The organism is Bacillus sp. 196mf, from assembly GCF_003217275.1.
In the GTDB taxonomy this organism is placed as follows: Bacteria; Bacillota; Bacilli; order Bacillales; family Bacillaceae_G; genus Bacillus_A; species Bacillus_A thuringiensis_S.
In genome coordinates this window covers 16,371-36,723 of record NZ_QJTG01000035.1, presented here as the reverse complement: position 1 = coordinate 36,723, position 20,353 = coordinate 16,371, and the positions used below count along the sequence as shown (strand labels likewise).

The window sequence follows — 20,353 nt, the reverse complement described above, 5'->3', positions numbered from 1 at the left end:
CCCCCCTGTTTGATATACTCAGTATTTACAAATGGGAGGCATATGAAACTAGTAAAATTAAAAAAAGACACCAAAAGGTGGCTGAGTAGTTACGTATCTTTTTGAGAGGACCGCCTATTCAACATATAGGCTGAATTTTAGAGAATTTGAATTTATAGGTTAAATTACTTATTTAATTTTATAGACTGATTTGAGTTTTTTAAAGGTCTTTTTTGAAATAGACTAGAATATATTTCTTTTGTTGCTTTATATGAAACTGTTAACATTTATTTTAGAACATTCAGAAAAACTGTTTGACATTAGGAAATTATTGCTATAAAATCAACGGTAATTGCATAGTCTTATCAAGAAAAGGTGGAGGGACAGGCCCGATGAAACCTTGGCAACAGCCGTATAACGGAATTGTGCCAAATCCTGCAGGTAGTAATCCTGAGAGATAAGAAAGAGCCTTTAGAGCGTGTTTTCAAACTGCTCCTTTCTTGTTTTCAGGAAAGGGGCAGTTTTTTATTTTGTATAAAAGAAAGGAGAATGAGAGATGGGAGAATCATGGGGAAAAGGAACGATTTGTGTGCAAGGTGGCTATACGCCAAAGAATGGTGAACCACGTGTTTTACCACTTTATCAAAGCACAACTTATAAATACGATACTTCGGATGATTTAGCAGCTCTATTTAACTTAGAGGCAGAAGGATATATTTATACGCGTATTGGAAACCCTACTCTAGCCGCATTTGAGCAGAAGTTATCAGATTTAGAAGGCGGTGTAGGAGCTGTTGCAACGGCTTCTGGGCAAGCAGCTATTATGCTCGCAGTTTTAAATATTTGTAGTAGTGGGGATCATTTACTTTGCTCTTCAACTGTTTACGGGGGAACGTTTAATTTATTTGGGGTGAGTTTACGTAAGCTTGGCATTGATGTTACGTTCTTTAATCCAAATTTAACGGCAGATGAAATTACGGCACTTGCTAACGATAAGACGAAACTTATCTATGCAGAATCATTAGGAAATCCAGCGATGAATGTTTTAAATTTCAAAGAATTTTCAGCTGCCGCTAAAGAATTAGAGGTACCTTTTATCGTTGATAATACATTAGCAACTCCTTATTTATGCCAAGCGTTTGAATATGGGGCAAATATTATTGTTCATTCTACGACTAAATATATCGATGGGCATGCGAGCTCTTTAGGCGGTATTGTAATTGACGGTGGAAACTTTGATTGGACAAATGGAAAATATCCTGAGCTTGTTGAACCAGATCCAAGTTATCACGGTGTAAGTTACGTTCAAAACTTTGGTGCAGCAGCATATATTGTGAAGGCACGTGTTCAACTATTAAGAGATTATGGAAATTGTATGAGCCCATTCAATGCATATATTAGCAATATTGGCTTAGAGACTTTGCATTTACGAATGGAGCGTCATAGCGAAAATGCTCTGGCAGTTGCTAAGTGGCTTGCTAATCATGAACGTATTGAATGGGTGAATTATCCGGGATTAGATAGTAATGAAAATTACTCGTTAGCACAAAAGTATTTGAAAAAAGGTGCTAGTGGGGTTTTAACATTTGGTATTAAAGGGGGATTAGAAGCAGCAAAAGAATTTATCGCAAATGTAAAACTAGCAACTCTTGTAACGCACGTAGCTGATGCACGAACTTGCGTTATACATCCCGCTAGTACGACGCATAGACAATTAAATGCTGAAGATCAGCGTTTAGCTGGTGTTACATCTGATTTAATTCGTTTATCGGTTGGTATAGAAGATGTTTCTGATATTATTGCAGATTTGGAAGCAGCTCTAGTTGGAGGCAAAACACATGCCGATCATAATTGATAAAGATTTACCGGCTCGCAAAGTGTTGCAAAAAGAAAATATTTTTGTAATGACGAAGGAGCGAGCAGAAACACAAGATATACGCGCTTTGAAAATTGCTATATTAAATTTAATGCCAACGAAGCAAGACACAGAAGCACAATTACTTCGCTTAATTGGAAACACACCGTTGCAATTAGATGTTCATTTACTTCATATGGAATCACATCTGTCTCGTAATGTAGCGCAGGACCATTTAACGAGCTTTTATAAAACGTTTCGTGATATTGAAAATGAAAAATTTGATGGGCTCATTATTACAGGAGCACCAGTTGAAACTCTTTCTTTTGAAGAAGTAGATTATTGGGAAGAGCTTAAACGTATTATGGAGTATTCAAAAACGAATGTAACATCTACGCTCCATATTTGCTGGGGGGCACAGGCTGGTTTGTACTATCATTATGGTGTTCCAAAGTATCCCCTTAAGGAAAAAATGTTCGGTGTATTTGAACATGAGGTTTGCGAGCAACATGTGAAATTGTTACAAGGATTTGATGAATTGTTTTTTGCTCCGCATTCTCGTCATACAGAAGTACGAGAGAATGATATTAGAGAAGTGAAAGAATTAACATTGTTAGCAAACTCTGAAGAAGCAGGTGTTCACCTTGTTATTGGGCCAGAAGGAAGGCAAGTTTTTGCCCTTGGACATAGCGAATATAGTTGTGAGACGTTAAAACAAGAATACGAACGAGATCGTGACAAGGGATTAAATATTGATGTGCCAAAAAACTATTTTAAACATAATAATCCAGATGAAAAGCCGCTTGTTAGGTGGAGGAGTCATGGTAATTTATTGTTTTCTAATTGGTTGAATTATTACGTGTATCAAGAAACCCCTTATATATTGTAAAGAAAGATTGTGTAACACGTGGCAACGTTTTCCTTGTAAAGATTAACTTATATTTTTCCGAATGTTCAAAATACATTGTTTTTCAGATTTTTTACTCATATAATTTCATCTAAACACAATTTTTGAGGGGTGGACAGTACTATGAAAGAAATTCAAGTTGGGTTATTAGGTCTTGGGACAGTTGGTAGTGGTGTGGTTCGTATTATTACAGATCATCAAGAACGACTCATACACCAAGTAGGTTGTCCAGTTAAGGTAACGAAAGTATTAGTGCAAAACATTGAGAAAGAGAGAGAGGTAGAGGTACCTTCTACTCTATTAACACAAGATGCAAATGAAATTTTAGATAATCCAAATATTGATGTTGTCATCGAAGTGATGGGTGGCATTGATGATGCAAAATCATATATTTTACAAGCTTTAAAAAGCGGAAAGCATGTTGTAACTGCAAATAAAGACTTAATGGCATTACATGGAGCTGAATTATTAGCGACAGCAAAAGATAATAAGGCTGATTTATTCTATGAGGCGAGTGTGGCAGGGGGAATTCCAATTTTACGCAGTATCGTAGAAGGACTTTCTTCAGATCTTATTACGAAAGTAATGGGAATTGTAAATGGAACGACAAATTTTATTTTGACGAAAATGTCAGATGAAGGGAGAGCATATAACGACGTGTTAAAAGAAGCCCAACAACTTGGATTTGCAGAAGCAGATCCAACATCAGACGTAGAAGGTTTAGATGCAGCAAGAAAAATGACGATTTTAGCTACTCTCGGTTTCTCTACAAATGTAGAGCTTGGAGATGTGAAAGTAAAAGGGATTACCTCTATTACAGAGGAAGATATTGAATACAGTAAGAGCTTAGGTTATACAATTAAATTAATCGGTCTTGCAAAACGAGATGGTGAAAAATTGGAGGTTACAGTTGAACCAACTTTACTTCCAAATACACATCCTCTTGCGGCAGTACAAAATGAATATAACGCTGTGTATGTGTACGGTGAAGCAGTTGGAGAAACGATGTTTTATGGACCAGGCGCAGGAAGTTTACCGACAGCGACAGCTGTTGTTTCGGATTTAGTTGCTGTAATGCAAAATATTAGATTAGGGGTAACAGGAAATAGTGCTGTAGTCCCACAATATCAAAAAGTATTAAAAGAGCCAGACGAAATTGTCGTGAAAAAGTTTTTAAGACTGCATGTAAAAGACGAAATTGGTGTATTTGCAAAAATTACTTCATTGTTCTCTGAGCGTGGCGTTAGCTTTGAAAAGATTATTCAAATGCCGCTTGAAGAGAAAGGAAAGGCTGAAATTGTAATTGTAACGCATCGTGCGTCTCTTGCTGATTATGATTATATTCTACATACGTTGCAAGGGTATGAAGAAATCGATTGTTTGAAAGCGAACTATCGAATTGAAGGGGATGCTAAGTAGTATCTCTTACCATAAAACAGAAAGAGCCTATTAAGCAGCTTGCTTAATAGGCTCTTTTCTATTTAAAATCTGCGTACCAACTTGAATAAATGCTTGGATAATCCAGCCTGTTGTAAAGGATAAGATGATTGTTCCAAAATAGATAGGTCCATCTAATAAAAAGCTTAACGTTAAAAATAAAAAGGCTAATGAAATCTCTGTTCTTCTAAACGTCCATTTTTTCTTTTCAGCAACCGTTAAAACGAAAGCTTCTTGAGGCGCCGCGCAAAGGTTTGTAGAGACGTAAAGACCAATTCCAGCTCCAACGAATAGATTTCCGCAAATAAGTGTTATATATTTTGGAAGAGAGCGGATAGCGTCCATAATAGTTGTAATGGAACCAATCCAATCAACAAAAAGAGAAATAAGAACCATCGTTACAATTGTACCGATTGTAATTTGTTTTTTATTCCAAAAGAGTACGATAAGTGTAAAGGCAAAGTTAATCATGAAAATCCAAAAACCAATGCTTATCCCAAAATTTTGATATAGTGCAATAAAGAAGGAATCATAAGGACTAAGTCCAAAGGAAGTAATTGTTGTCATCATATTAATACCGATGGCAAGAATGAGTAAACCGCCAATGAAAAATATATATTCTAATTTGAATCGAAGCATAGTTGTATATCCTTTCTACATGTATTTGCTAGGAAAGGATATATTGTGGAAAGCTTACCAGGTCAAGGGAGAATTTTTGTGAGAAGGGGAAAATGAGATGACAAATATAAGAAAGATTGCTGAACTTGCTGGAGTATCTGTTTCAACTGTTTCACGTGTACTAAATAATCATCCGTACGTAAATGAACAGAAACGAAAAGAAATTTTAGCAATTATAGAAGAATTAAATTACACGCAAAACGTGAATGCAATTCATTTAGTGAAAGGAAAAACGAATGTAATTGGCGTTTTATTGCCACACGTAAATGATCAATATTATAGTGCTATTATCGAGGGGATATCAAAAGAAACAGCAAAGAATAATTATAATATGATGCTTTGCCAGACAAATTATAGCGAAGAAAGAGAACTAGAAATTTTAAATATGTTAAAAATGAAAAAGCTTGATGGGGTTATTATTTGTTCTCGGACAAATAGTAAGGAGAAGCTTGAAGAATATACGAAATTCGGCCCGATTGTTATGTGTGAAGAAATAGATTCGAAGTATATTTCAAGTGTCCATATCGATTACTACAAAGTATTTTCACGTGGGATGAAAAGTTTAATAGATGCCGGTCATACACGTATTGGATATTGTATTGGAAGAAGTAATAGCGTTAATAGCCAAAGACGAAAGAAGGCGTACGAAGATTCGCTTCAACAGAGTATCGTAACATCGTTAGAGACCTGGAAATTTGAGGGATGTTTTACAGTGGAAGATGGACGCAATGTAATTAGAGAATGGGCTCATATGTCAGTAAAACCGACGGCGTTCCTTGTATCTTGTAACCATATTGCAGCGGGGATGGTTACAGAAGCAAAAAAACAAGGATTTCGTATTCCAGAGGATATTACGATTATCGGGTGTGATGATCAAGAGGTGGCAGATATATTGGGTATAACGACGATTTCGCATTCTAGTAAAAACGTTGGAGTGAAAGCGTTTGAATTATTATATGAAAAGATTAATGAAGAGAAATTAGATGTGAAGCATATAGAGTTATTACCAGAGTTAGTAGATAGAGAAACGACATAATTGAGAAGGTGTGAAAATCGCTTTTCAAAATTTCGTTTGGTATAATTATGGACAATCTATGAGGGCTAAAAGGGGTTTTGATATGAGATCAAAAGTAGTAAAAGTAATTCTACTCATTACAATTGCATCTTTCTGTTTATTTGCATATGGCTTTGTTTCAGGTGTAAATGATGTATTAAATCCGAAAGCTTCAAATTTAATTAAAAAGACCGATGTAGTGGCAAAAGAGAAAAAGAAAACGGGAACGTTACAAATCGTTAGTTTAGGTGATTCATTAACGCGTGGCGTTGGTGATAAAGAAGGAATTGGCTATGTTGGGCGAATGAAAGAGGATTTACAAAAAGATTATAAGCAAAAAATTGCATTAACAAATTTAGCAGTTAGTGGTGCAAAAATGCCCGATTTATTAAAACAAATTGAAAGTAGTGGCGCTCAATATTCAATTAAGCAAGCAGATGTAATCGTGTTAACGATCGGCGGGAATGATTTGTTCCCAGGCTGGGAATCGCTCGGGAAAATAGATTTAGAGACGTATCGTCCTGATACAGAAACGTTTCAAAATGAAGCAAAGAAAATTATAGAAGAAATTCGTAAATTAAATGCAAATAGTCCGATTTTTTGGCTTGGTTTATACAATCCTTTTGAAGATGTAGAAGATTTAAAAGGGTCTTCAAACATTGTTGTGGACTGGAATGCATCTTTAGAGAAGTTAGCGCTAAACGATAAAAATGTGTATATTACACCGACATTTGATTTATTCCAAAACCGCGGGAAAGATTTATTATACTCTGATCATTTTCATCCGAATGAAGTAGGTTATACGTATATGGCAGAACGTTTAGTTCAAAATGTTGTAAGTAAATTAAAACTAGAACAAGGAGGGGTAAAATGACGACGATACTTTCCGTACGAGACTTGAAGAAGGTAATTGGAAAGAAGACTCTTGTAGAGAATATTTCCTTTGATGTAAAGCAAGGAGAAGTATTCGGGTTCCTAGGACCAAACGGTGCTGGAAAGACGACTACCATTCGAATGTTAGTCGGATTGATTAAGGCGACAGAAGGTAAGATTTCTATCGGTGGTTATTCGATTGAGGAAAATTTCAGAGAAGCGATGCGTCAAATTGGGAGTATCGTTGAAAACCCAGAGTTGTATACATATTTAACAGGATGGGAAAATTTAAAGCAATTTGCTCGTATGTTAGGTGATATATCAGATGAACGTATTATTGAAATTGCTGAAATGGTTCATTTAGATGAAAGAATTCATGACAAGGTAAAAACGTACTCACTTGGTATGAAACAACGCCTTGGAATTGCACAGGCGCTCCTTGGGAATCCTAAATTGCTTATATTAGATGAGCCAACGAATGGTTTAGATCCAGCAGGGATTAGAGAACTTAGGGAATTTATACATAAGCTTGTGAAAGAAGAAAATATGAGCGTGTTTATTTCAAGTCACTTGCTAAGTGAAGTGCAAATGATATGCGATCGCGTTGCTATTATTCATAAAGGAAAGATGATAACAGTTGCCAAGGTTGAAGAATTAATTAAAACAGCAAGTGATCGTGTAGAATGGATTGTTACACCAATTTCTAAGGCGAAAGATATGCTAGAAGCGGCCGAGGAAATAAGAGAAGTGAGTGTAAAAGGCGAGCGATTACTATGCCGCATGGATATTGCATCTATAAGTAGTTGGAATAAAAAATTTGTAGAAAATGAAATAGATGTACATAGCGTTAAGGAGCTTGTATTTACGCTAGAAGATTTATTTATTGAACTCACAAGGGGTGAGCAGCATGCGTGAATTTGCGAATCTAGTTTTAAATGAATCAGAAAAGATTTACCGTAAGAAACGTATTTTTGTTGTCATGCTTATTTTAGCAATCTTGATCCCGCTTTTTGTGTACGCGCAGTATCGTGAAATAGAAACGACACAAAAAAGACTCGGTACAACTGATTGGAAGGTTTCATTGCAACAGCAAATTGTTGATTCTCAGAACCGATTGAACAATTCTAGGTTGCCAGAAGAATGGCGTGATTGGTTAAAGGTAAGAGTTGAGCAACAACAATATTATTTAGATCATAATATTAACCCGATGGCACCGGGTGCACCGACTTTTGTCAGAGCATTTATTGAACAAGGAATTACATTGTTTATTCCGCTTCTCGTAATGATTGTCGCTATTGATATCGTTTCAGGAGAACGAAGTGATGGGACAATGAAGATGTTACTTACGCGGCCGATTCGGCGCTGGAAAATACTCCTTAGTAAATACGTGACGATGTTATTTTTCATTTCGCTCATACTGTTTCTTGTAGGTTTGTTTGCTTACATATTATCAGGGCTTGTATTCGGATACTCGGGATGGAATTTACCTGTTTTAACAGGATTCGTCATTGATAAGGAAACGTTAAATACGAACTTTGTGCATCTGATTCCGCAGTGGCAATACATCTTAATGGCGTATGGACTAGCCTGGTTTGTTGCTATCGTTGTCGGAACTATATCATTTATGGTCTCTGTTTTAATTCGTAATACACCAGCTGGTATGGGCGTTATGCTAGCTGCATTAATTGCAGGCGGTATCTTAAGCTCGTTCGCAACATCTTGGGAAGGTGCGAAATATATTTTTAGCGTGAATTTATCATTAACGGATTATTTATCAGGAAAATTACCTGCATTACAAGGCTTATCAATGGGATTTTCTTTGATGAATTTAACTGTTTGGGCAGTTGTTTCCCTTATTATTTCGTTCTTAGTATTTACAAAACAGGATATGTTGAATTAATTAGACAGGAAGTGACAGTATGGAAAATGTTTTAAAGAATGATTGGGGACCATTATTGGCACCAGAATTTGAGAAAGAGTATTATCGTACTCTATCCAGTTTTTTTACAGAAGAGTACAGCACGCATGTTGTTTATCCGAAGGTAGAAGATATTTTTAACGCTCTTCAGTATACAAGTTATGAAAATACAAAGGTTGTTATTTTAGGACAAGATCCATATCATGGACCGAATCAAGCGCATGGTTTAAGTTTTTCTGTACAACCTGATGTTAAAACACCACCATCATTGTTAAATATGTATAAAGAACTTCGAGATGAATATGGTTATGAAATCCCGAATAACGGTTATTTAGTAAAATGGGCGGAACAAGGAGTATTACTACTAAATACCGTATTAACAGTTCGTCAAGGCGAAGCAAATTCTCATAAGGGAAAAGGATGGGAGCACTTCACAGATCGTGTGATTGAACTGTTGAACGAACGTGCAAAGCCAGTTGTTTTCATATTGTGGGGGCGCCATGCGCAGGCGAAGAAGAAGTTAATTACGAATCCGAATCATCATATTATCGAATCTGTACATCCAAGCCCATTATCGGCAAGACGTGGTTTCTTTGGTAGTAAGCCATACTCTAAAGTAAATACGATTTTAGCTAATATGGGAGAAAGAGAAATTGATTGGGAAATTCCAAAATTATAAATAGAAAAGGTAGTTAACAGTCGTTAACTACCTTTTTATTATTGTTGTTCGTTCTTTAATTTTGCATCTAGTACAAAAGTACCAAATGGGATAACTGATGAAACAAATGCTCCAAGTGCCCATAAAATTGATTTACGGTGTACGATTGTTACTTGAATTACTGCAAAGATGAATAGAATAAACAGAACACCATGAGCCATGCCTGTAATTTTAACAGCTGTTGCAAATCCTGCGAAATATTTCAATGGCATTGCTACAAATAATAGTAATAGGAAAGAAATACCCTCAACTAGTCCAATTGCTCTTAATCGTCCGATTGGTGTAGATAACATAAAGTAGCCTCCTTTAACGTATGCTTGTATATAGTAAATTTGTATTCTTTTTCAAAATAAAATAGTCTATTTTGTTTCATTATATACAAAAAGAAAGTTTACACTACGAGAATAGTGCAAAGTTCAAAATATAGTCACAAAAGCATGAGAATTTAAATAAAAACCTATTTGAAGTATTTGACTTCAAATAGGTTTTGTGAATGAAAATATTAAACAAGTACATCCGTTTTTAAAACGAATTTCTCTACAACTTTTGCGACACCATCATTCATATTTGTATCTGTTACGTAGTTTGCAATTTCTTTAATATCATCAGGTGCATTGCCCATTGCAACACCAAGACCAGCAAATTCAATCATTGCTTGGTCGTTATAGCTATCGCCCATTGCGATAACTTCTTCACGCTTAATGCCAAGCTTTTGAATCAGTTTGTTTAAGCTCGTTCCTTTTGTAACACCGGCTTCAGTAAATTCTAAGAAGAATGGTTTCGAACGCATCACGCTTAATTGGCCTTCTAGTTGTTGTTGAAGTTTCTTTTCAACTTCAACAAGGCGTTCAGCTTCTTTATTCATTAATACTTTTACTACAGGCTCTTTAACTGCGGCTTTAAAGTCATCTACTACAACAATTGGCATACCAGTAATATCGCCCTCAATTTCAGTATAAGGATTATTTTCTTCCGTTACGATATCATCGCCCATATAAGTATGAATCCATACATCTTCAGTTTTACTAATTTCAAATAGGTTGTGAACGATTTCAGGAGATAGTGTACTACTAAAGATTTCTTCGTTTGTTTTACAGTTAATAATTTTTGCGCCATTAAAAGATAGAATGAAACTGCCGTATTCTTCTAAGCGAAGTTCTTTGGCTACATTGCGCATACCAAACGTTGGACGTCCAGAAGCAAGTACAACCTTTACCCCTTGCTCTTGTGCAGTCATTAACGCTTCTTTCGTACGAGGTGAAATAGTATGGTCATCACGTAATAAAGTATCATCTAAATCTAAAACAATCATTTTATAAGTCATATAGAAAATTCCTTTCTTTAATTGAAATCAAAATACATGTTCATGAAGATGTTGAGGAATAATAGTAAGACATCAAACCTCTTTGAAAAGAAGTAGATAAATCATTATGAGTGTGTTGCTCATAATATCGGTTAATAATCATTGGGGATGGATAAAGCCCCAATGATTCAAGTTTGATTTTATCGTAACAACTCTAAAGGTAGAGTGCAATAATGGAAGTTTTCCAATTTACGATATTTGTTTTGCTGTGGAACGAGAAAATAGTATTTCTAGCAAAATGGCCATTACAGATCCAAGAACGAGACCGTTACTTAAAAACGATGCTAGAAATGGTGGAAGTGTGGAATATGCTCCTGCTGGAACAAACATAACTCCGACTCCTGTGAAGATTGAAAGACCGGCTACTTTAAATAATTGTTCCTTATCCTGGACAGTTTCGTATTCTCGAAAGGCGAGGCCAATCATGCTTGCGAATACAGGATAAATAGCGGCATAACCAACTGCAACAGGGATTGCTGCAAAGAATGAAGTAATCTTTGGGAATATACTAACGACAATAATAAAGCTTGACCCTAATATAAAAGGGAGACGTTTATAAATATTAGTCGTTGCAATAAAACCTGCTGATCCAGAAATAGCGACAGGTCCAATAGCTGAAAACAGGCCGCCTAGCAATTGGTTGATTCCTGTTATAATGCCGGCTTGTTTAAAACGATCTGATGCAGCATTTTCTTCATATTTAGAGACAACCTTTTGTACAACGCGAATACTTGCTAACATATTTGTTAGAAGTAAGAGTGTAACAAATATGACCGTAATTACCATGTTCCATTCAACACGAGGCATGCCGAAAACAAATAAGGACGGAAAACGAATTATGTCTGTCACTGGTGTTATTGGATTAGATAATCCGAAGCATGCGAATAATATCCAGCCGCAAATGATACTGAAAAGAACGGAATATTGTCCAATAATAGGTAGCTTCATGATGAAAAAGGATAGTAAAATAACAATGAGTGAAAGAATAAATACGTTAGGTTGTACTTCTGTATGTTTTCCATCAAGGCCAAACATTCCCTTTAAGAAGGAGCCACTGAGTTGCGCGACAAGAAGAAATAAATACGTTCCAATGACTGTCGGTGTAAAATAGCGAACGAGTTTATCAATAAGTCCAAAAACGCTAAGAATAATACAAATAATACCGCTTAATAAGAAAGCATATTGAAGAACTTTAAGTGTCTCATTGCTTGATCCAAATAATACGACGCCTAAACTTGCGTAAAGGGAGAAAATTCCCCACCAAAGGCCAGCAGGACCTTCTTGAATAGGAAGTTTATGCCCAAATATAGCTTGCAAGAGACCAGCAAAGCCTAGAACAAATAATGTTCTTTGTACGAATGCAATGGCTTCAGCGCCATCAAGACCATAACTAGTTGCGACACTAATTGGTACAATAAGGCTTCCAGCTAAAATAAATAGTGCCCATTGTAAGGCGGAAAGAAATGTCTTCATTATATCAACCTCTTTCATAGATTCCGTATCTAGTATATACGTATTTTATTTCCACTGGCAAAGATTGTAGATAGAGAAAAGAGTTGAAACACGGTATGAATGCACGTAAGCAATTATGGATAGCAGTTATATGTATGACTTTTGTTGTAATTCTAGGAACGATAGGATTTATGACAATTGAAGAGATTAGTTTGTTTCAAGCATTTTGGATGACGATGATTACTGTATTGACTGTTGGATACGGAGATGCTGTTCCTGTAACGCAAGCAGGTAAAGTATTTGCGCTCCTTATTATTCCTGTTGGTGTAGGTATTGTTACGTATGCAATTGGGGTAGTGGCAGCTATGATTATTGAAGGGAATTTATTTCATGCAGTACGGAGGAAGAAGATGGATAAACAAATAGCGCAGTTGAAAAATCATATTATAGTATGTGGTTGCGGTAGAGTGGGGCTTCAAGTTGTACATGAATTGCAAGAAAAGAACATTCCATTTGTCGTTGTTGATAAAGATGAAAGTATATTGGAGCAGGAAAAGCTTTTATTTGTACATGGAGATGCAACGGAAGATCAAGTATTACATAATGCCGGAATTTTAAAAGCAGCTGGTTTAGTTGCTATTGTTGCAAATGATGCCGAAAATGTATTTATTACATTAACAGCAAGAGGATTAAACGATACGATTAAAATTGTGGCGAGATCTGAAAAGCCAGAAACTGAAGAGAAATTAAGGCGTGCTGGTGCAAATAAGGTTATTAATCCATCTAGTATGGCAGGTATTCATATAGCAAAAGGTATTGCAAATCCATTAACCGTTCATTATATTGATACAGTGTTGTATGGAGTAGAACAGTCATTTGTCATTGAAGAAATTCTAGTTGGCAAAGATTCAATACTAGTCGGTAAATCGTTACTAGAGAGTAATGTAAGGAATCAGTTTGATGTAACGATATTAGCGATTTTAAGAAATGGGAATATTATACATAATCCAACAGGGCAGGAAAAACTACAAGAACATGATATGATAATAGTATTTGGTTCAGTAGAGAAACTGGGACAATTTGAGAAAGAATTACAAAGTACGAGGTGATAAGGAATGCAAATATCTAGTGACAAGATTTTAAATAAAATGGCGAATGAAATTGCGAAGGCAAAAAGTAGCGAAGGACAAAAGTCAAAAGAACATTTATTAGTTGTGCGTGCTTTATGCGATTTACTATTAGATGAACAGGTTGAATCTTCTACGTATAGGGAGCCGCAAATTCAATCGCAAGTAATTGGATCACAGCCTATAACAACAGTTCAACCAGTTATACCAGTTTCTGGAGAACCTGTGTATATAAAAGAAGAAGGTGCAAATGGTAATTCTTTATTTGATTTTTAAGAATTAAATCGTTTGGCTTATATGAAAAAATTGCTTATGATAAAGGTAAAAAAGGGGAATTAAGATGAAAATTTTCTTTTTACTAGGTTGTATTACAGCGGGGCTATCTGTTGCGTTAGGGGCCTTTGGAGCACACGGTTTAGAAAATAAAATTTCTGCGAAAATGTTAGAAGTTTGGAAAACAGGCGTTACATATCAGATGTTTCATGCAGGTGGATTATTCGTAGTTGCTTTATTGATGGATAAGGTTCAATCATCACTTTTAACTACTGCTGGTTGGCTAATGGTAGCTGGGATTATTATGTTCTCAGGTAGTTTGTATGCATTAAGTACGACAGGCATTAAGTTCTTTGGCCCAATTACACCTCTTGGTGGTGTAGCGTTTATTGTGGCGTGGATTCTAGTAGGGACTGCAGTTGTAAAAGGATTATAAAAAACAAAAGCTGGCATTTGCCAGCTTTTTTTATGGTCTTGGAGTATAAGTTGCTTGTTGACTAGGTAAATACGTAATTTCTTCTGGAAATTCTACGTAATCTAAGTAGATCATTAATAGTAAATAGCGTTTTCCTGATTGCGGTTCACTAATAACGATATGGTCACGGCCGGCTGCTTCAATAATACCTGTATAAGATTGTGTACCAAGGGAACTGCCACGTTCATAAGTCATTACAACTGTAGCTTGCTTACCTTTGTTTAAACGAAGGATATTTTCAATATAGGATTGCTCTAGAGGTAACATGCCTTGAGAAATTGCATATTGAGCTTGCGCAGCTTGAGCTGTTTGTTGTTGCATTGCTTGCTGTTGTTGTTGAGTCATTTGTTGTGGTTGGACATAAGTTCCAGATGGTTGATAAAAACCTGTTCCATAGTACGGATTTTGTTGCTGTGCCATTCAAAAATCCCTCCTCATTTTCATCTCTTAATATACGCTAGGACAGTCTTCACCAGATGGTTGGAAGAAGCAGTGCTTTTTGAAGCGACCAGAGTTTTGTTGGTTATACCAAGTTGGTGGACAAGGACCTTCAGGTCTAAAGAACCATAAGGCAAAGTTAGCGGGCCAAAAACGTTGTCCTTGAATAGTTCGCCTTGCTAAGGCGATATCTTGTTCACGGGCTCTTTGATAAAAATATCCTTTTTGTGTTGCCTCAAAACCACCAGGATTTTGATACACCATTTGACGTAAATTACGAATACTTTTAAAGTCTAAACAATTTCCGCGGACACGATTTACCCCAACGTTTCCGACCATTAACATTCCTTGTTGCCCTTCTCCTTCGGCTTCAGCACGCATCAGTCTAGCTAACAACTTTACATCTGCTTCGTTATAAGCAATAACACCCATTATGTGTCACCTCTCTTTTTGTAATACCTTTTGGAAAGAGGTTTATTTCTAGATGAAGTGTGGAACAATTACTAGTTCATACGTATGAGAAAAAGGACTCAGATATGACAACCAAACGAAGTTTTACATTGAGAGAGGAAAATAAAAAAAGCTAGCGTGAGCTAGCTTTTCATCATTAAAATACTTTAGACCATAAGTTTGAGAAGAAATCTCCAATAGAGCGCATTGTTAGCACAAACCAATTTGCTTTTTCAACTTCCTCTGTTGTTTTTGCAGTAACTTTCATACTTTTACTACCGTCTAAGAAACCATATTTATCAGTTGATGCTAAAGTAATTGAGCCTACTTTAGCATCTTTCTTAACAGGAGCAACTAAATGTCCATCTTCAGCAAGAGATTTATCTAATTCAGTCCCAATTTTATAAGGATCTTTGCTACCTTTTTTCGCAATTACTGTTATTTCTTTTTCAGGTGCAACCGTTACTTGATCTTCTTTCCCTTTTACTACAGAGATTGTGTTATTTTTATCAACCTTGAGCTTTTGTTTTTCGAAGTTATTAAATCCATATTCGATTAATTCACGAGATTCTGTGAAGCGCTCGTCCATTGATTTCGTTTTAATAATAACCGAGATAAGACGTAAATCACCGCGTTTCGCAGTAATAGTAAATCCATATCCAGCTGTATCAGAACTTCCTGTTTTTAAACCATCAGTACCTTCATAAGCGAAGGCAGCTCCTGGTAACATCCAGTTCCAGTTTTCCATACGAATTGGTTTTGGATGATTGTCTGGGAAGTTTCTAAATCTTTGTTTTGTATCCTCTAGCATTTCTGGATACTTTGTAATCATTACTTTTGAAAGTATACCCATATCGCGAGCTGACATAGAGTTTTCTGCATTTGGATCAGTACCCTCGGGATGTTTCCCTTTTAAGTCAGCGTTATTTAAACCAGTAGCGTTTACAAATTTATATTTCTTTAACCCTAGTTTTTTTGCATGTTCATTTGCAAGATTTAAGAAGTTTTTCTCACTTCCTGCAAGTAGCTCTGCTAAAGCAATACTAGACCCGTTTGCAGAGAAGATAACAATAGAATGATATAATTCTTTTACAGTATATTGACGTCCTTTCTCAAATGGTACGTTAGAGAATTCATTATTACGTGAGACTTCATAAGCGTAATCGGAAATATTTACTTTCGTATCCCAAGTAATTTTTCCTTCTTTAATTGCTTCTAAAACAGCGTAAACAACAATTAATTTTGACATACTAGCAATAGCTAGCAGTTCGTCTGGGTTTTGTTCATGCAGTATTTTCCCTGTATCTGCATCAAATAGAAGTGCAGCAGCAGCTTCTATTTGTATTTTTTCTTCCGCATGGGATGTTGTTACTTCTAAGGAAGAAATTGACAATAGAAGCGCTAGTAAAATAGACAAGATTTTCTTCATATAAATTATCACCTTCGCATCGTTATTAGCATATAGCTCGTACCATTTTAGCATGAATTTGGATATAGAAAAGTTACAATTTTGTAAGGAATTTGTCGGTTTTTGTTCGAATTTGCGGGAAAAAGGAGTTTTTTGAGGAGAAATATAGAGGGAAATAAAAAAAGGAACGAATTTCGTCCCTTTTTCAATATTATATGTGTAAAAATTTCTCTACTTTTTCGTCTGGTAAGATGTTTCCAACGAAGAATGTTCCGAATTCACCATAACGAGCACTTACTTCATCAAATCGCATTTCATATATAAGTTTCTTAAATTGAAGAACATCGTCAGCGAATAATGTTACGCCCCACTCGAAATCATCGAATCCAACAGATCCTGAAATAACTTGGCGTACTTTCCCTGCGTATTGGCGACCAATCTTGCTGTGACTGTACATCATTTTTTTACGCTCTTCCATAGGAAGCATGTACCAGTTGTCATCACCTTGGCGACGCTTATCCATTGGATAGAAGCAAATATGATTTGCTTTCGGTAATTCAGGATATAAGCGAGCTAAAATTTGTGGATTTTGATATGGATCCTCATCAGCTGGAAGGTAGTTGCTTAGTTCAACAACAGATACGTAAGAATATGCAGGAACCATATATTCAGCTAATGTTGTTTTATTCAATTCTGTCTCAATTTCATTTAACTCTTCCATTGTTGGACGTAAAATCATAAGCATAATATCAGCTTTTTGACCAACAACTGTATACATTGCGTGACTACCTTTTTTCGCAGTAGCTACTTCGTTCCATTTTTCAACGACATTTAAAAATTCAGACACTGCTTGTCCGCGTTCGTCGCTAGATAATGTTTTCCATGCAGCCCAATCAATAGAACGTAAATCATGTAAACAATACCAGCCATCTAACGTTGTTGTTGCTTCACTCATTCTATTCACCTCAGTTAATGATAGTTTTACACGTTAACTATAGCATATATAGTTTTAAAATCATCTATATAAAACCTTGGCGCATAAAATTGTCACATTTAAGTGTTTAAGCGAGGTGAATTTAACGGCTGAATTTTATGAAAATATAATCATTTTTATTTTATCTATTTTTTGGGAGCTATAAGTTTAAAATATAGAAGAAAAGCAGTATTCTTAAAGATAGAGTTTTTTAACATATGTAGGAGGGTTTATTCGTGAGCAACTTATTTACAACAGTAAAAGAAAAAGTTCAAGGAAAAGGCATTTCTATCGTACTTCCTGAAGGAACTGATGAAAGAATTTTAGGCGCTGCAGAGCGTTTAGCAAAAGAAGAGTTAGTAAAACCAATCTTAGTTGGTAATAAGGAAGAAATTAGCGCAAAAGCTGCTAGCATGAATTTAACATTAGCAGGCGTTGATATTTACGACCCAGCTACATACGAAGAAATGGATGCAATGGTAGCATCTTTCGTTGAACGCCGTAAAGGTAAAGCAACTGAAGAAGACGCTCGCAAAATCCTTAAAGACGAAAACTACTTCGGTACAATGCTTGTATACATGGGCAAAGCACACGGTTTAGTAAGTGGTGCAGCTCACTCTACAGCTGATACAGTTCGTCCGGCACTTCAAATTATTAAAACAAAACCAGGCGTTACAAAAACTTCTGGCGTATTCATCATGGTACGTGAAGAAGAGAAATATGTATTCGCTGATTGCGCAATTAACATTGCACCAAACAGCCAAGATTTAGCTGAAATCGGTATCGAAAGTGCGAAAACTGCTGAGTTATTCGGCATTGATTCACGTGTTGCTATGTTAAGCTTCTCTACAAAAGGTTCTGCGAAATCTCCAGAAACAGAAAAAGTTGTAGAAGCAACTCGCATTGCAAAAGAAATGGCTCCTGAGTTAACTTTAGATGGAGAATTCCAATTCGATGCTGCATTCGTACCATCTGTAGCTGAGAAAAAAGCTCCAGGTTCTACAATTAAAGGTGATGCTAACGTATTCGTATTCCCAAGCTTAGAAGCTGGTAATATCGGCTACAAAATCGCTCAACGTTTAGGTAACTTCGAAGCAGTAGGACCAATCTTACAAGGTTTAAACATGCCTGTAAATGATCTGTCTCGTGGATGTAACGAAGAAGAAGTGTACAAGTTAGCTTTAATTACAGCAGCTCAAGCACTTTAATTCTAAAATGAATTGGTATGGAAAATGACCACCCTTAGGGTGGTCATTTTTATTTTTCTAAGCCAAGTGCTTTATTATTACGATCAATAATACGTTGTAAATTCGTCTCATATAAAGGAATCTCATCTATTGTTAATTGAGATGGTGTTAACTTTGGAGCGAATTGCTGCAATGTTTTTAAAAGACGCATCATTAAATCTTGTACTGTAATGGTTTCGCCAAGTAATTCTGAGAGTGAGGCCATCGTACTTGGTACAATTTCAGGGTACGTAAAGCGTGTTTCTTTTCCTTGAATTGCTAGGTTGTAGAAATCACGAACGAGTGCGGCACGCTCAGAGCCACTTCCGGTAGCACAGAGATAAATTTGGACAGCGACACCGCCGCGAATACGACGTTGTGAAATACCAGCGAATTTTTGATCGCGAATACTTAAGTCATAACTACCAGGACAGTAAGAGCCAACAATTTCTTTTGCCTCGATAGTAACGTTGTAATCCTTTAACATCTCCTTAATTAAATGCCACATCGTATCGTATCCAAGATCAATATCGATACCTTTTTCTGTTTCTTGGAATAAAAGTGATACGTTTAAAACACCTTCATCAAGCACGACTGCAAGCCCGCCAGAATTACGAACAATAACATTGAAGTTGTGTTGTTTTAAAAAAGAAATACCTTCTTCTAAATGCGGAAGGCGTGAATCTTGAATGCCAAGGACAATTGTATTGTGATGAACCCAAGAACGCATTGTTGCGGCTGACTTGCCATTTCCAATGCTTGTGCATAATGTGTCATCCATTGCGAATGACTGAAGTGCATGGAATGTTGGTCCCAAACTAGACTGATCTACAATGCGCCACTCTGGCTGAGATAAAATGGAACGGGAATTGCTCATATAACTAACCCCTTATCTTTAAAATGACAATCTCTATTATAGCAAAAAATGAAGAATGGAGTTTTCTCACATATAAAGGGGGAGCTTAAAGGTGAAATAATAAAAAGGATGCATTACATGCATCCTTTTTATTCTGCAATTTTTTCTAAATTACCGTTTCGGTCCATTCGGAAAGATGTTTGAGAACGTTCTTCGTCATCCATGACTGCCAATTTACGAGCTCGGTTCATAATGTTCATAAGTGTTTCGTAATCTTCTTGTACAGTATGAGATTGCTTTTCTAACTTTTCTAGTTTCTTTTCTAGTTCCTCATTCCGAAGGATTTGTGCTTTAATTTCTTGTTTCAATCTCGTATTCTCGTTTTCAAGAGCTGTCACTTTTATATTTGAAGATCCGACTGTTTGTAAAAAATAAATAACATCTTGCATTGTCATAGAGCTTCTTGCAGCAGGAGCAGTAGATTCTTGATATGGAATAGCTTCTTTATATTGTACGATTGATTCCTCTTGTACTAATTCTTCATAATCAGTTATCGAATCTGAAGCTGGTGGTGTATAAAGTAAACGTTTTTTCGCTTGTTCACCGCTTGCAGCACGCATTTTATCTTTACGATGTTTTTTTGCTAGTTGAAGAGCTTGTTCATAGCTATAGCGAACGACAGCATTCCAGCGGAAACCACAAGCAGCAGATGTACGATTTAACTGATCTCCTACTTCCTCAAATGCATTTAATTGCGTACTTCCTTCTCGAACATGACGAAGTACTGTTTCAGCAAGTAATAAATCATCCTCATCTGTCCAAGCATCTTGTCTTACTTTCATAGATTCAACTCCCTTTCTTTTTATGAACTTCCTATTTTTATAATGGGCAAA

22 protein-coding genes and 1 riboswitch are annotated in these 20,353 nt (G+C 36.1%); of the genes, 12 read left to right on the top strand and 10 right to left on the bottom strand.

Annotated elements, in window-relative coordinates; genetic code table 11:
- Positions 1–338: 338 nt before the first annotated feature.
- A riboswitch (SAM riboswitch) is annotated at positions 339–443 on the top strand.
- 92 nt (positions 444–535) lie between these two features.
- The 3 genes from ATL10_RS27335 (at position 536) to ATL10_RS27325 (ending at position 4,160) form a co-directional block, all read left to right on the top strand.
- Positions 536–1,834: a bifunctional O-acetylhomoserine aminocarboxypropyltransferase/cysteine synthase gene (locus tag ATL10_RS27335; RefSeq protein WP_000504786.1), complete on the top strand. Its 1,299-nt coding sequence runs from the start codon at positions 536–538 to the stop codon at positions 1,832–1,834.
- Positions 1,818–2,723 carry a homoserine O-acetyltransferase MetA gene (metA, locus tag ATL10_RS27330; RefSeq protein ID WP_001121531.1) on the top strand — a complete coding sequence of 302 codons (906 nt, stop codon included), beginning with the start codon at positions 1,818–1,820 and terminating at the stop codon, positions 2,721–2,723. The genes ATL10_RS27335 and metA overlap by 17 nt, the downstream gene beginning before the upstream one ends.
- Positions 2,724–2,864: 141 nt before the next feature.
- A complete protein-coding gene (locus ATL10_RS27325; RefSeq protein WP_000659109.1) occupies positions 2,865–4,160 on the top strand; it encodes a homoserine dehydrogenase in 1,296 nt (431 codons plus the stop codon).
- 30 nt (positions 4,161–4,190) lie between these two features.
- On the opposite strand, the gene ATL10_RS27320 is transcribed toward ATL10_RS27325, so the two are convergent.
- Entirely contained in the window at positions 4,191–4,817 is a 627-nt protein-coding gene (locus ATL10_RS27320) for a YczE/YyaS/YitT family protein (RefSeq protein WP_000943411.1), read from the bottom strand.
- Between the two features lie 97 nt (positions 4,818–4,914).
- Between ATL10_RS27320 and ATL10_RS27315 the strand changes: the two genes are divergently transcribed.
- Genes ATL10_RS27315 through ATL10_RS27295 form a run of 5 tightly spaced genes read left to right on the top strand, consistent with a single transcriptional unit; the run spans position 4,915 to position 9,380 of the window.
- Positions 4,915–5,892 (top strand): LacI family DNA-binding transcriptional regulator, encoded by a 978-nt coding sequence (locus tag ATL10_RS27315; protein WP_053563286.1) that lies wholly within the window; start codon positions 4,915–4,917, stop codon positions 5,890–5,892.
- A 10-nt stretch (positions 5,893–5,902) separates the two neighbouring features.
- The gene (locus tag ATL10_RS27310; RefSeq protein WP_015055217.1) at positions 5,903–6,784 is read left to right on the top strand and encodes an SGNH/GDSL hydrolase family protein; all 882 of its coding nucleotides are present in this window, start codon (positions 5,903–5,905) and stop codon (positions 6,782–6,784) included.
- Positions 6,781–7,698 (top strand): ABC transporter ATP-binding protein, encoded by a 918-nt coding sequence (locus tag ATL10_RS27305; RefSeq protein WP_090978321.1) that lies wholly within the window; start codon positions 6,781–6,783, stop codon positions 7,696–7,698. Before ATL10_RS27310 ends, ATL10_RS27305 begins: the two co-directional genes overlap by 4 nt.
- Complete coding sequence (locus ATL10_RS27300; protein WP_090978319.1) at positions 7,691–8,683, top strand: ABC transporter permease subunit; 993 nt, start codon at positions 7,691–7,693, stop codon at positions 8,681–8,683. The genes ATL10_RS27305 and ATL10_RS27300 overlap by 8 nt, the downstream gene beginning before the upstream one ends.
- Positions 8,684–8,702: 19 nt before the next feature.
- On the top strand, positions 8,703–9,380 hold the full coding sequence (locus ATL10_RS27295) for a uracil-DNA glycosylase (RefSeq protein WP_110497882.1): 678 nt from the start codon (positions 8,703–8,705) through the stop codon (positions 9,378–9,380).
- Positions 9,381–9,418: 38 nt separating this feature from the next.
- Here ATL10_RS27295 and ATL10_RS27290 read toward each other — a convergent pair whose 3' ends face one another.
- From ATL10_RS27290 to ATL10_RS27280, 3 genes are all read right to left on the bottom strand, one after another.
- On the bottom strand, positions 9,419–9,712 hold the full coding sequence (locus ATL10_RS27290) for a DUF3817 domain-containing protein (RefSeq protein ID WP_000953396.1): 294 nt from the start codon (positions 9,710–9,712) through the stop codon (positions 9,419–9,421).
- Between the two features lie 209 nt (positions 9,713–9,921).
- A complete protein-coding gene (locus ATL10_RS27285; RefSeq protein ID WP_000221387.1) occupies positions 9,922–10,743 on the bottom strand; it encodes a Cof-type HAD-IIB family hydrolase in 822 nt (273 codons plus the stop codon).
- A 228-nt stretch (positions 10,744–10,971) separates the two neighbouring features.
- On the bottom strand, positions 10,972–12,255 hold the full coding sequence (locus tag ATL10_RS27280) for a purine/pyrimidine permease (protein ID WP_000847031.1): 1,284 nt from the start codon (positions 12,253–12,255) through the stop codon (positions 10,972–10,974).
- 95 nt (positions 12,256–12,350) lie between these two features.
- Between ATL10_RS27280 and ATL10_RS27275 the strand changes: the two genes are divergently transcribed.
- The 3 genes from ATL10_RS27275 (at position 12,351) to ATL10_RS27265 (ending at position 14,070) form a co-directional block, all read left to right on the top strand.
- Positions 12,351–13,343, top strand: coding sequence for a potassium channel family protein (locus tag ATL10_RS27275; RefSeq protein WP_139213328.1), 993 nt, complete (start codon positions 12,351–12,353; stop codon positions 13,341–13,343).
- 6 nt (positions 13,344–13,349) lie between these two features.
- Entirely contained in the window at positions 13,350–13,637 is a 288-nt protein-coding gene (locus ATL10_RS27270; protein ID WP_001167346.1) for a YwdI family protein, read from the top strand.
- A gap of 64 nt (positions 13,638–13,701) precedes the next feature.
- Entirely contained in the window at positions 13,702–14,070 is a 369-nt protein-coding gene (locus ATL10_RS27265) for a DUF423 domain-containing protein (protein ID WP_110497880.1), read from the top strand.
- 30 nt (positions 14,071–14,100) lie between these two features.
- On the opposite strand, the gene gerQ is transcribed toward ATL10_RS27265, so the two are convergent.
- The 4 genes from gerQ to hemQ all read right to left on the bottom strand — a co-directional run bounded on the left by gerQ (position 14,101) and on the right by hemQ (position 17,360).
- Complete coding sequence (gene gerQ, locus ATL10_RS27260) at positions 14,101–14,529, bottom strand: spore coat protein GerQ (protein ID WP_000068652.1); 429 nt, start codon at positions 14,527–14,529, stop codon at positions 14,101–14,103.
- Between the two features lie 27 nt (positions 14,530–14,556).
- Positions 14,557–14,979: a cell wall hydrolase CwlJ gene (gene cwlJ, locus ATL10_RS27255; protein WP_000538155.1), complete on the bottom strand. Its 423-nt coding sequence runs from the start codon at positions 14,977–14,979 to the stop codon at positions 14,557–14,559.
- A 175-nt stretch (positions 14,980–15,154) separates the two neighbouring features.
- Positions 15,155–16,426, bottom strand: coding sequence for a serine hydrolase (locus ATL10_RS27250; RefSeq protein ID WP_110497878.1), 1,272 nt, complete (start codon positions 16,424–16,426; stop codon positions 15,155–15,157).
- A 190-nt stretch (positions 16,427–16,616) separates the two neighbouring features.
- Positions 16,617–17,360, bottom strand: coding sequence for a hydrogen peroxide-dependent heme synthase (gene hemQ, locus ATL10_RS27245; protein ID WP_001287595.1), 744 nt, complete (start codon positions 17,358–17,360; stop codon positions 16,617–16,619).
- Positions 17,361–17,614: 254 nt separating this feature from the next.
- Between hemQ and pta the strand changes: the two genes are divergently transcribed.
- Positions 17,615–18,586: a phosphate acetyltransferase gene (gene pta / locus ATL10_RS27240; protein WP_110497876.1), complete on the top strand. Its 972-nt coding sequence runs from the start codon at positions 17,615–17,617 to the stop codon at positions 18,584–18,586.
- A gap of 49 nt (positions 18,587–18,635) precedes the next feature.
- On the opposite strand, the gene lipL is transcribed toward pta, so the two are convergent.
- The gene (lipL, locus tag ATL10_RS27235; protein WP_000071945.1) at positions 18,636–19,481 is read right to left on the bottom strand and encodes an octanoyl-[GcvH]:protein N-octanoyltransferase; all 846 of its coding nucleotides are present in this window, start codon (positions 19,479–19,481) and stop codon (positions 18,636–18,638) included.
- 128 nt (positions 19,482–19,609) lie between these two features.
- Entirely contained in the window at positions 19,610–20,302 is a 693-nt protein-coding gene (locus tag ATL10_RS27230; RefSeq protein ID WP_000868358.1) for an RsfA family transcriptional regulator, read from the bottom strand.
- Positions 20,303–20,353 lie beyond the last annotated feature (51 nt).

What these genes read in the sequence shown, in the direction of transcription:
- ATL10_RS27335 (WP_000504786.1), top strand. Translation starts at nt 536, where the DNA reads ATGGGAGAATCATGGGGAAAAGGAACGATTTGTGTGCAAGGTGGCTAT.
- metA (WP_001121531.1), top strand. Translation starts at nt 1,818, where the DNA reads ATGCCGATCATAATTGATAAAGATTTACCGGCTCGCAAAGTGTTGCAA.
- ATL10_RS27325 (WP_000659109.1), top strand. Translation starts at nt 2,865, where the DNA reads ATGAAAGAAATTCAAGTTGGGTTATTAGGTCTTGGGACAGTTGGTAGT.
- ATL10_RS27320 (WP_000943411.1), bottom strand. Translation starts at nt 4,817, where the DNA reads ATGCTTCGATTCAAATTAGAATATATATTTTTCATTGGCGGTTTACTC.
- ATL10_RS27315 (WP_053563286.1), top strand. Translation starts at nt 4,915, where the DNA reads ATGACAAATATAAGAAAGATTGCTGAACTTGCTGGAGTATCTGTTTCA.
- ATL10_RS27305 (WP_090978321.1), top strand. Translation starts at nt 6,781, where the DNA reads ATGACGACGATACTTTCCGTACGAGACTTGAAGAAGGTAATTGGAAAG.
- ATL10_RS27300 (WP_090978319.1), top strand. Translation starts at nt 7,691, where the DNA reads ATGCGTGAATTTGCGAATCTAGTTTTAAATGAATCAGAAAAGATTTAC.
- ATL10_RS27295 (WP_110497882.1), top strand. Translation starts at nt 8,703, where the DNA reads ATGGAAAATGTTTTAAAGAATGATTGGGGACCATTATTGGCACCAGAA.
- ATL10_RS27290 (WP_000953396.1), bottom strand. Translation starts at nt 9,712, where the DNA reads ATGTTATCTACACCAATCGGACGATTAAGAGCAATTGGACTAGTTGAG.
- ATL10_RS27285 (WP_000221387.1), bottom strand. Translation starts at nt 10,743, where the DNA reads ATGACTTATAAAATGATTGTTTTAGATTTAGATGATACTTTATTACGT.
- ATL10_RS27280 (WP_000847031.1), bottom strand. Translation starts at nt 12,255, where the DNA reads ATGAAGACATTTCTTTCCGCCTTACAATGGGCACTATTTATTTTAGCT.
- ATL10_RS27275 (WP_139213328.1), top strand. Translation starts at nt 12,351, where the DNA reads ATGAATGCACGTAAGCAATTATGGATAGCAGTTATATGTATGACTTTT.
- ATL10_RS27270 (WP_001167346.1), top strand. Translation starts at nt 13,350, where the DNA reads ATGCAAATATCTAGTGACAAGATTTTAAATAAAATGGCGAATGAAATT.
- ATL10_RS27265 (WP_110497880.1), top strand. Translation starts at nt 13,702, where the DNA reads ATGAAAATTTTCTTTTTACTAGGTTGTATTACAGCGGGGCTATCTGTT.
- gerQ (WP_000068652.1), bottom strand. Translation starts at nt 14,529, where the DNA reads ATGGCACAGCAACAAAATCCGTACTATGGAACAGGTTTTTATCAACCA.
- cwlJ (WP_000538155.1), bottom strand. Translation starts at nt 14,979, where the DNA reads ATGGGTGTTATTGCTTATAACGAAGCAGATGTAAAGTTGTTAGCTAGA.
- ATL10_RS27250 (WP_110497878.1), bottom strand. Translation starts at nt 16,426, where the DNA reads ATGAAGAAAATCTTGTCTATTTTACTAGCGCTTCTATTGTCAATTTCT.
- hemQ (WP_001287595.1), bottom strand. Translation starts at nt 17,360, where the DNA reads ATGAGTGAAGCAACAACAACGTTAGATGGCTGGTATTGTTTACATGAT.
- lipL (WP_000071945.1), bottom strand. Translation starts at nt 19,481, where the DNA reads ATGAGCAATTCCCGTTCCATTTTATCTCAGCCAGAGTGGCGCATTGTA.
- ATL10_RS27230 (WP_000868358.1), bottom strand. Translation starts at nt 20,302, where the DNA reads ATGAAAGTAAGACAAGATGCTTGGACAGATGAGGATGATTTATTACTT.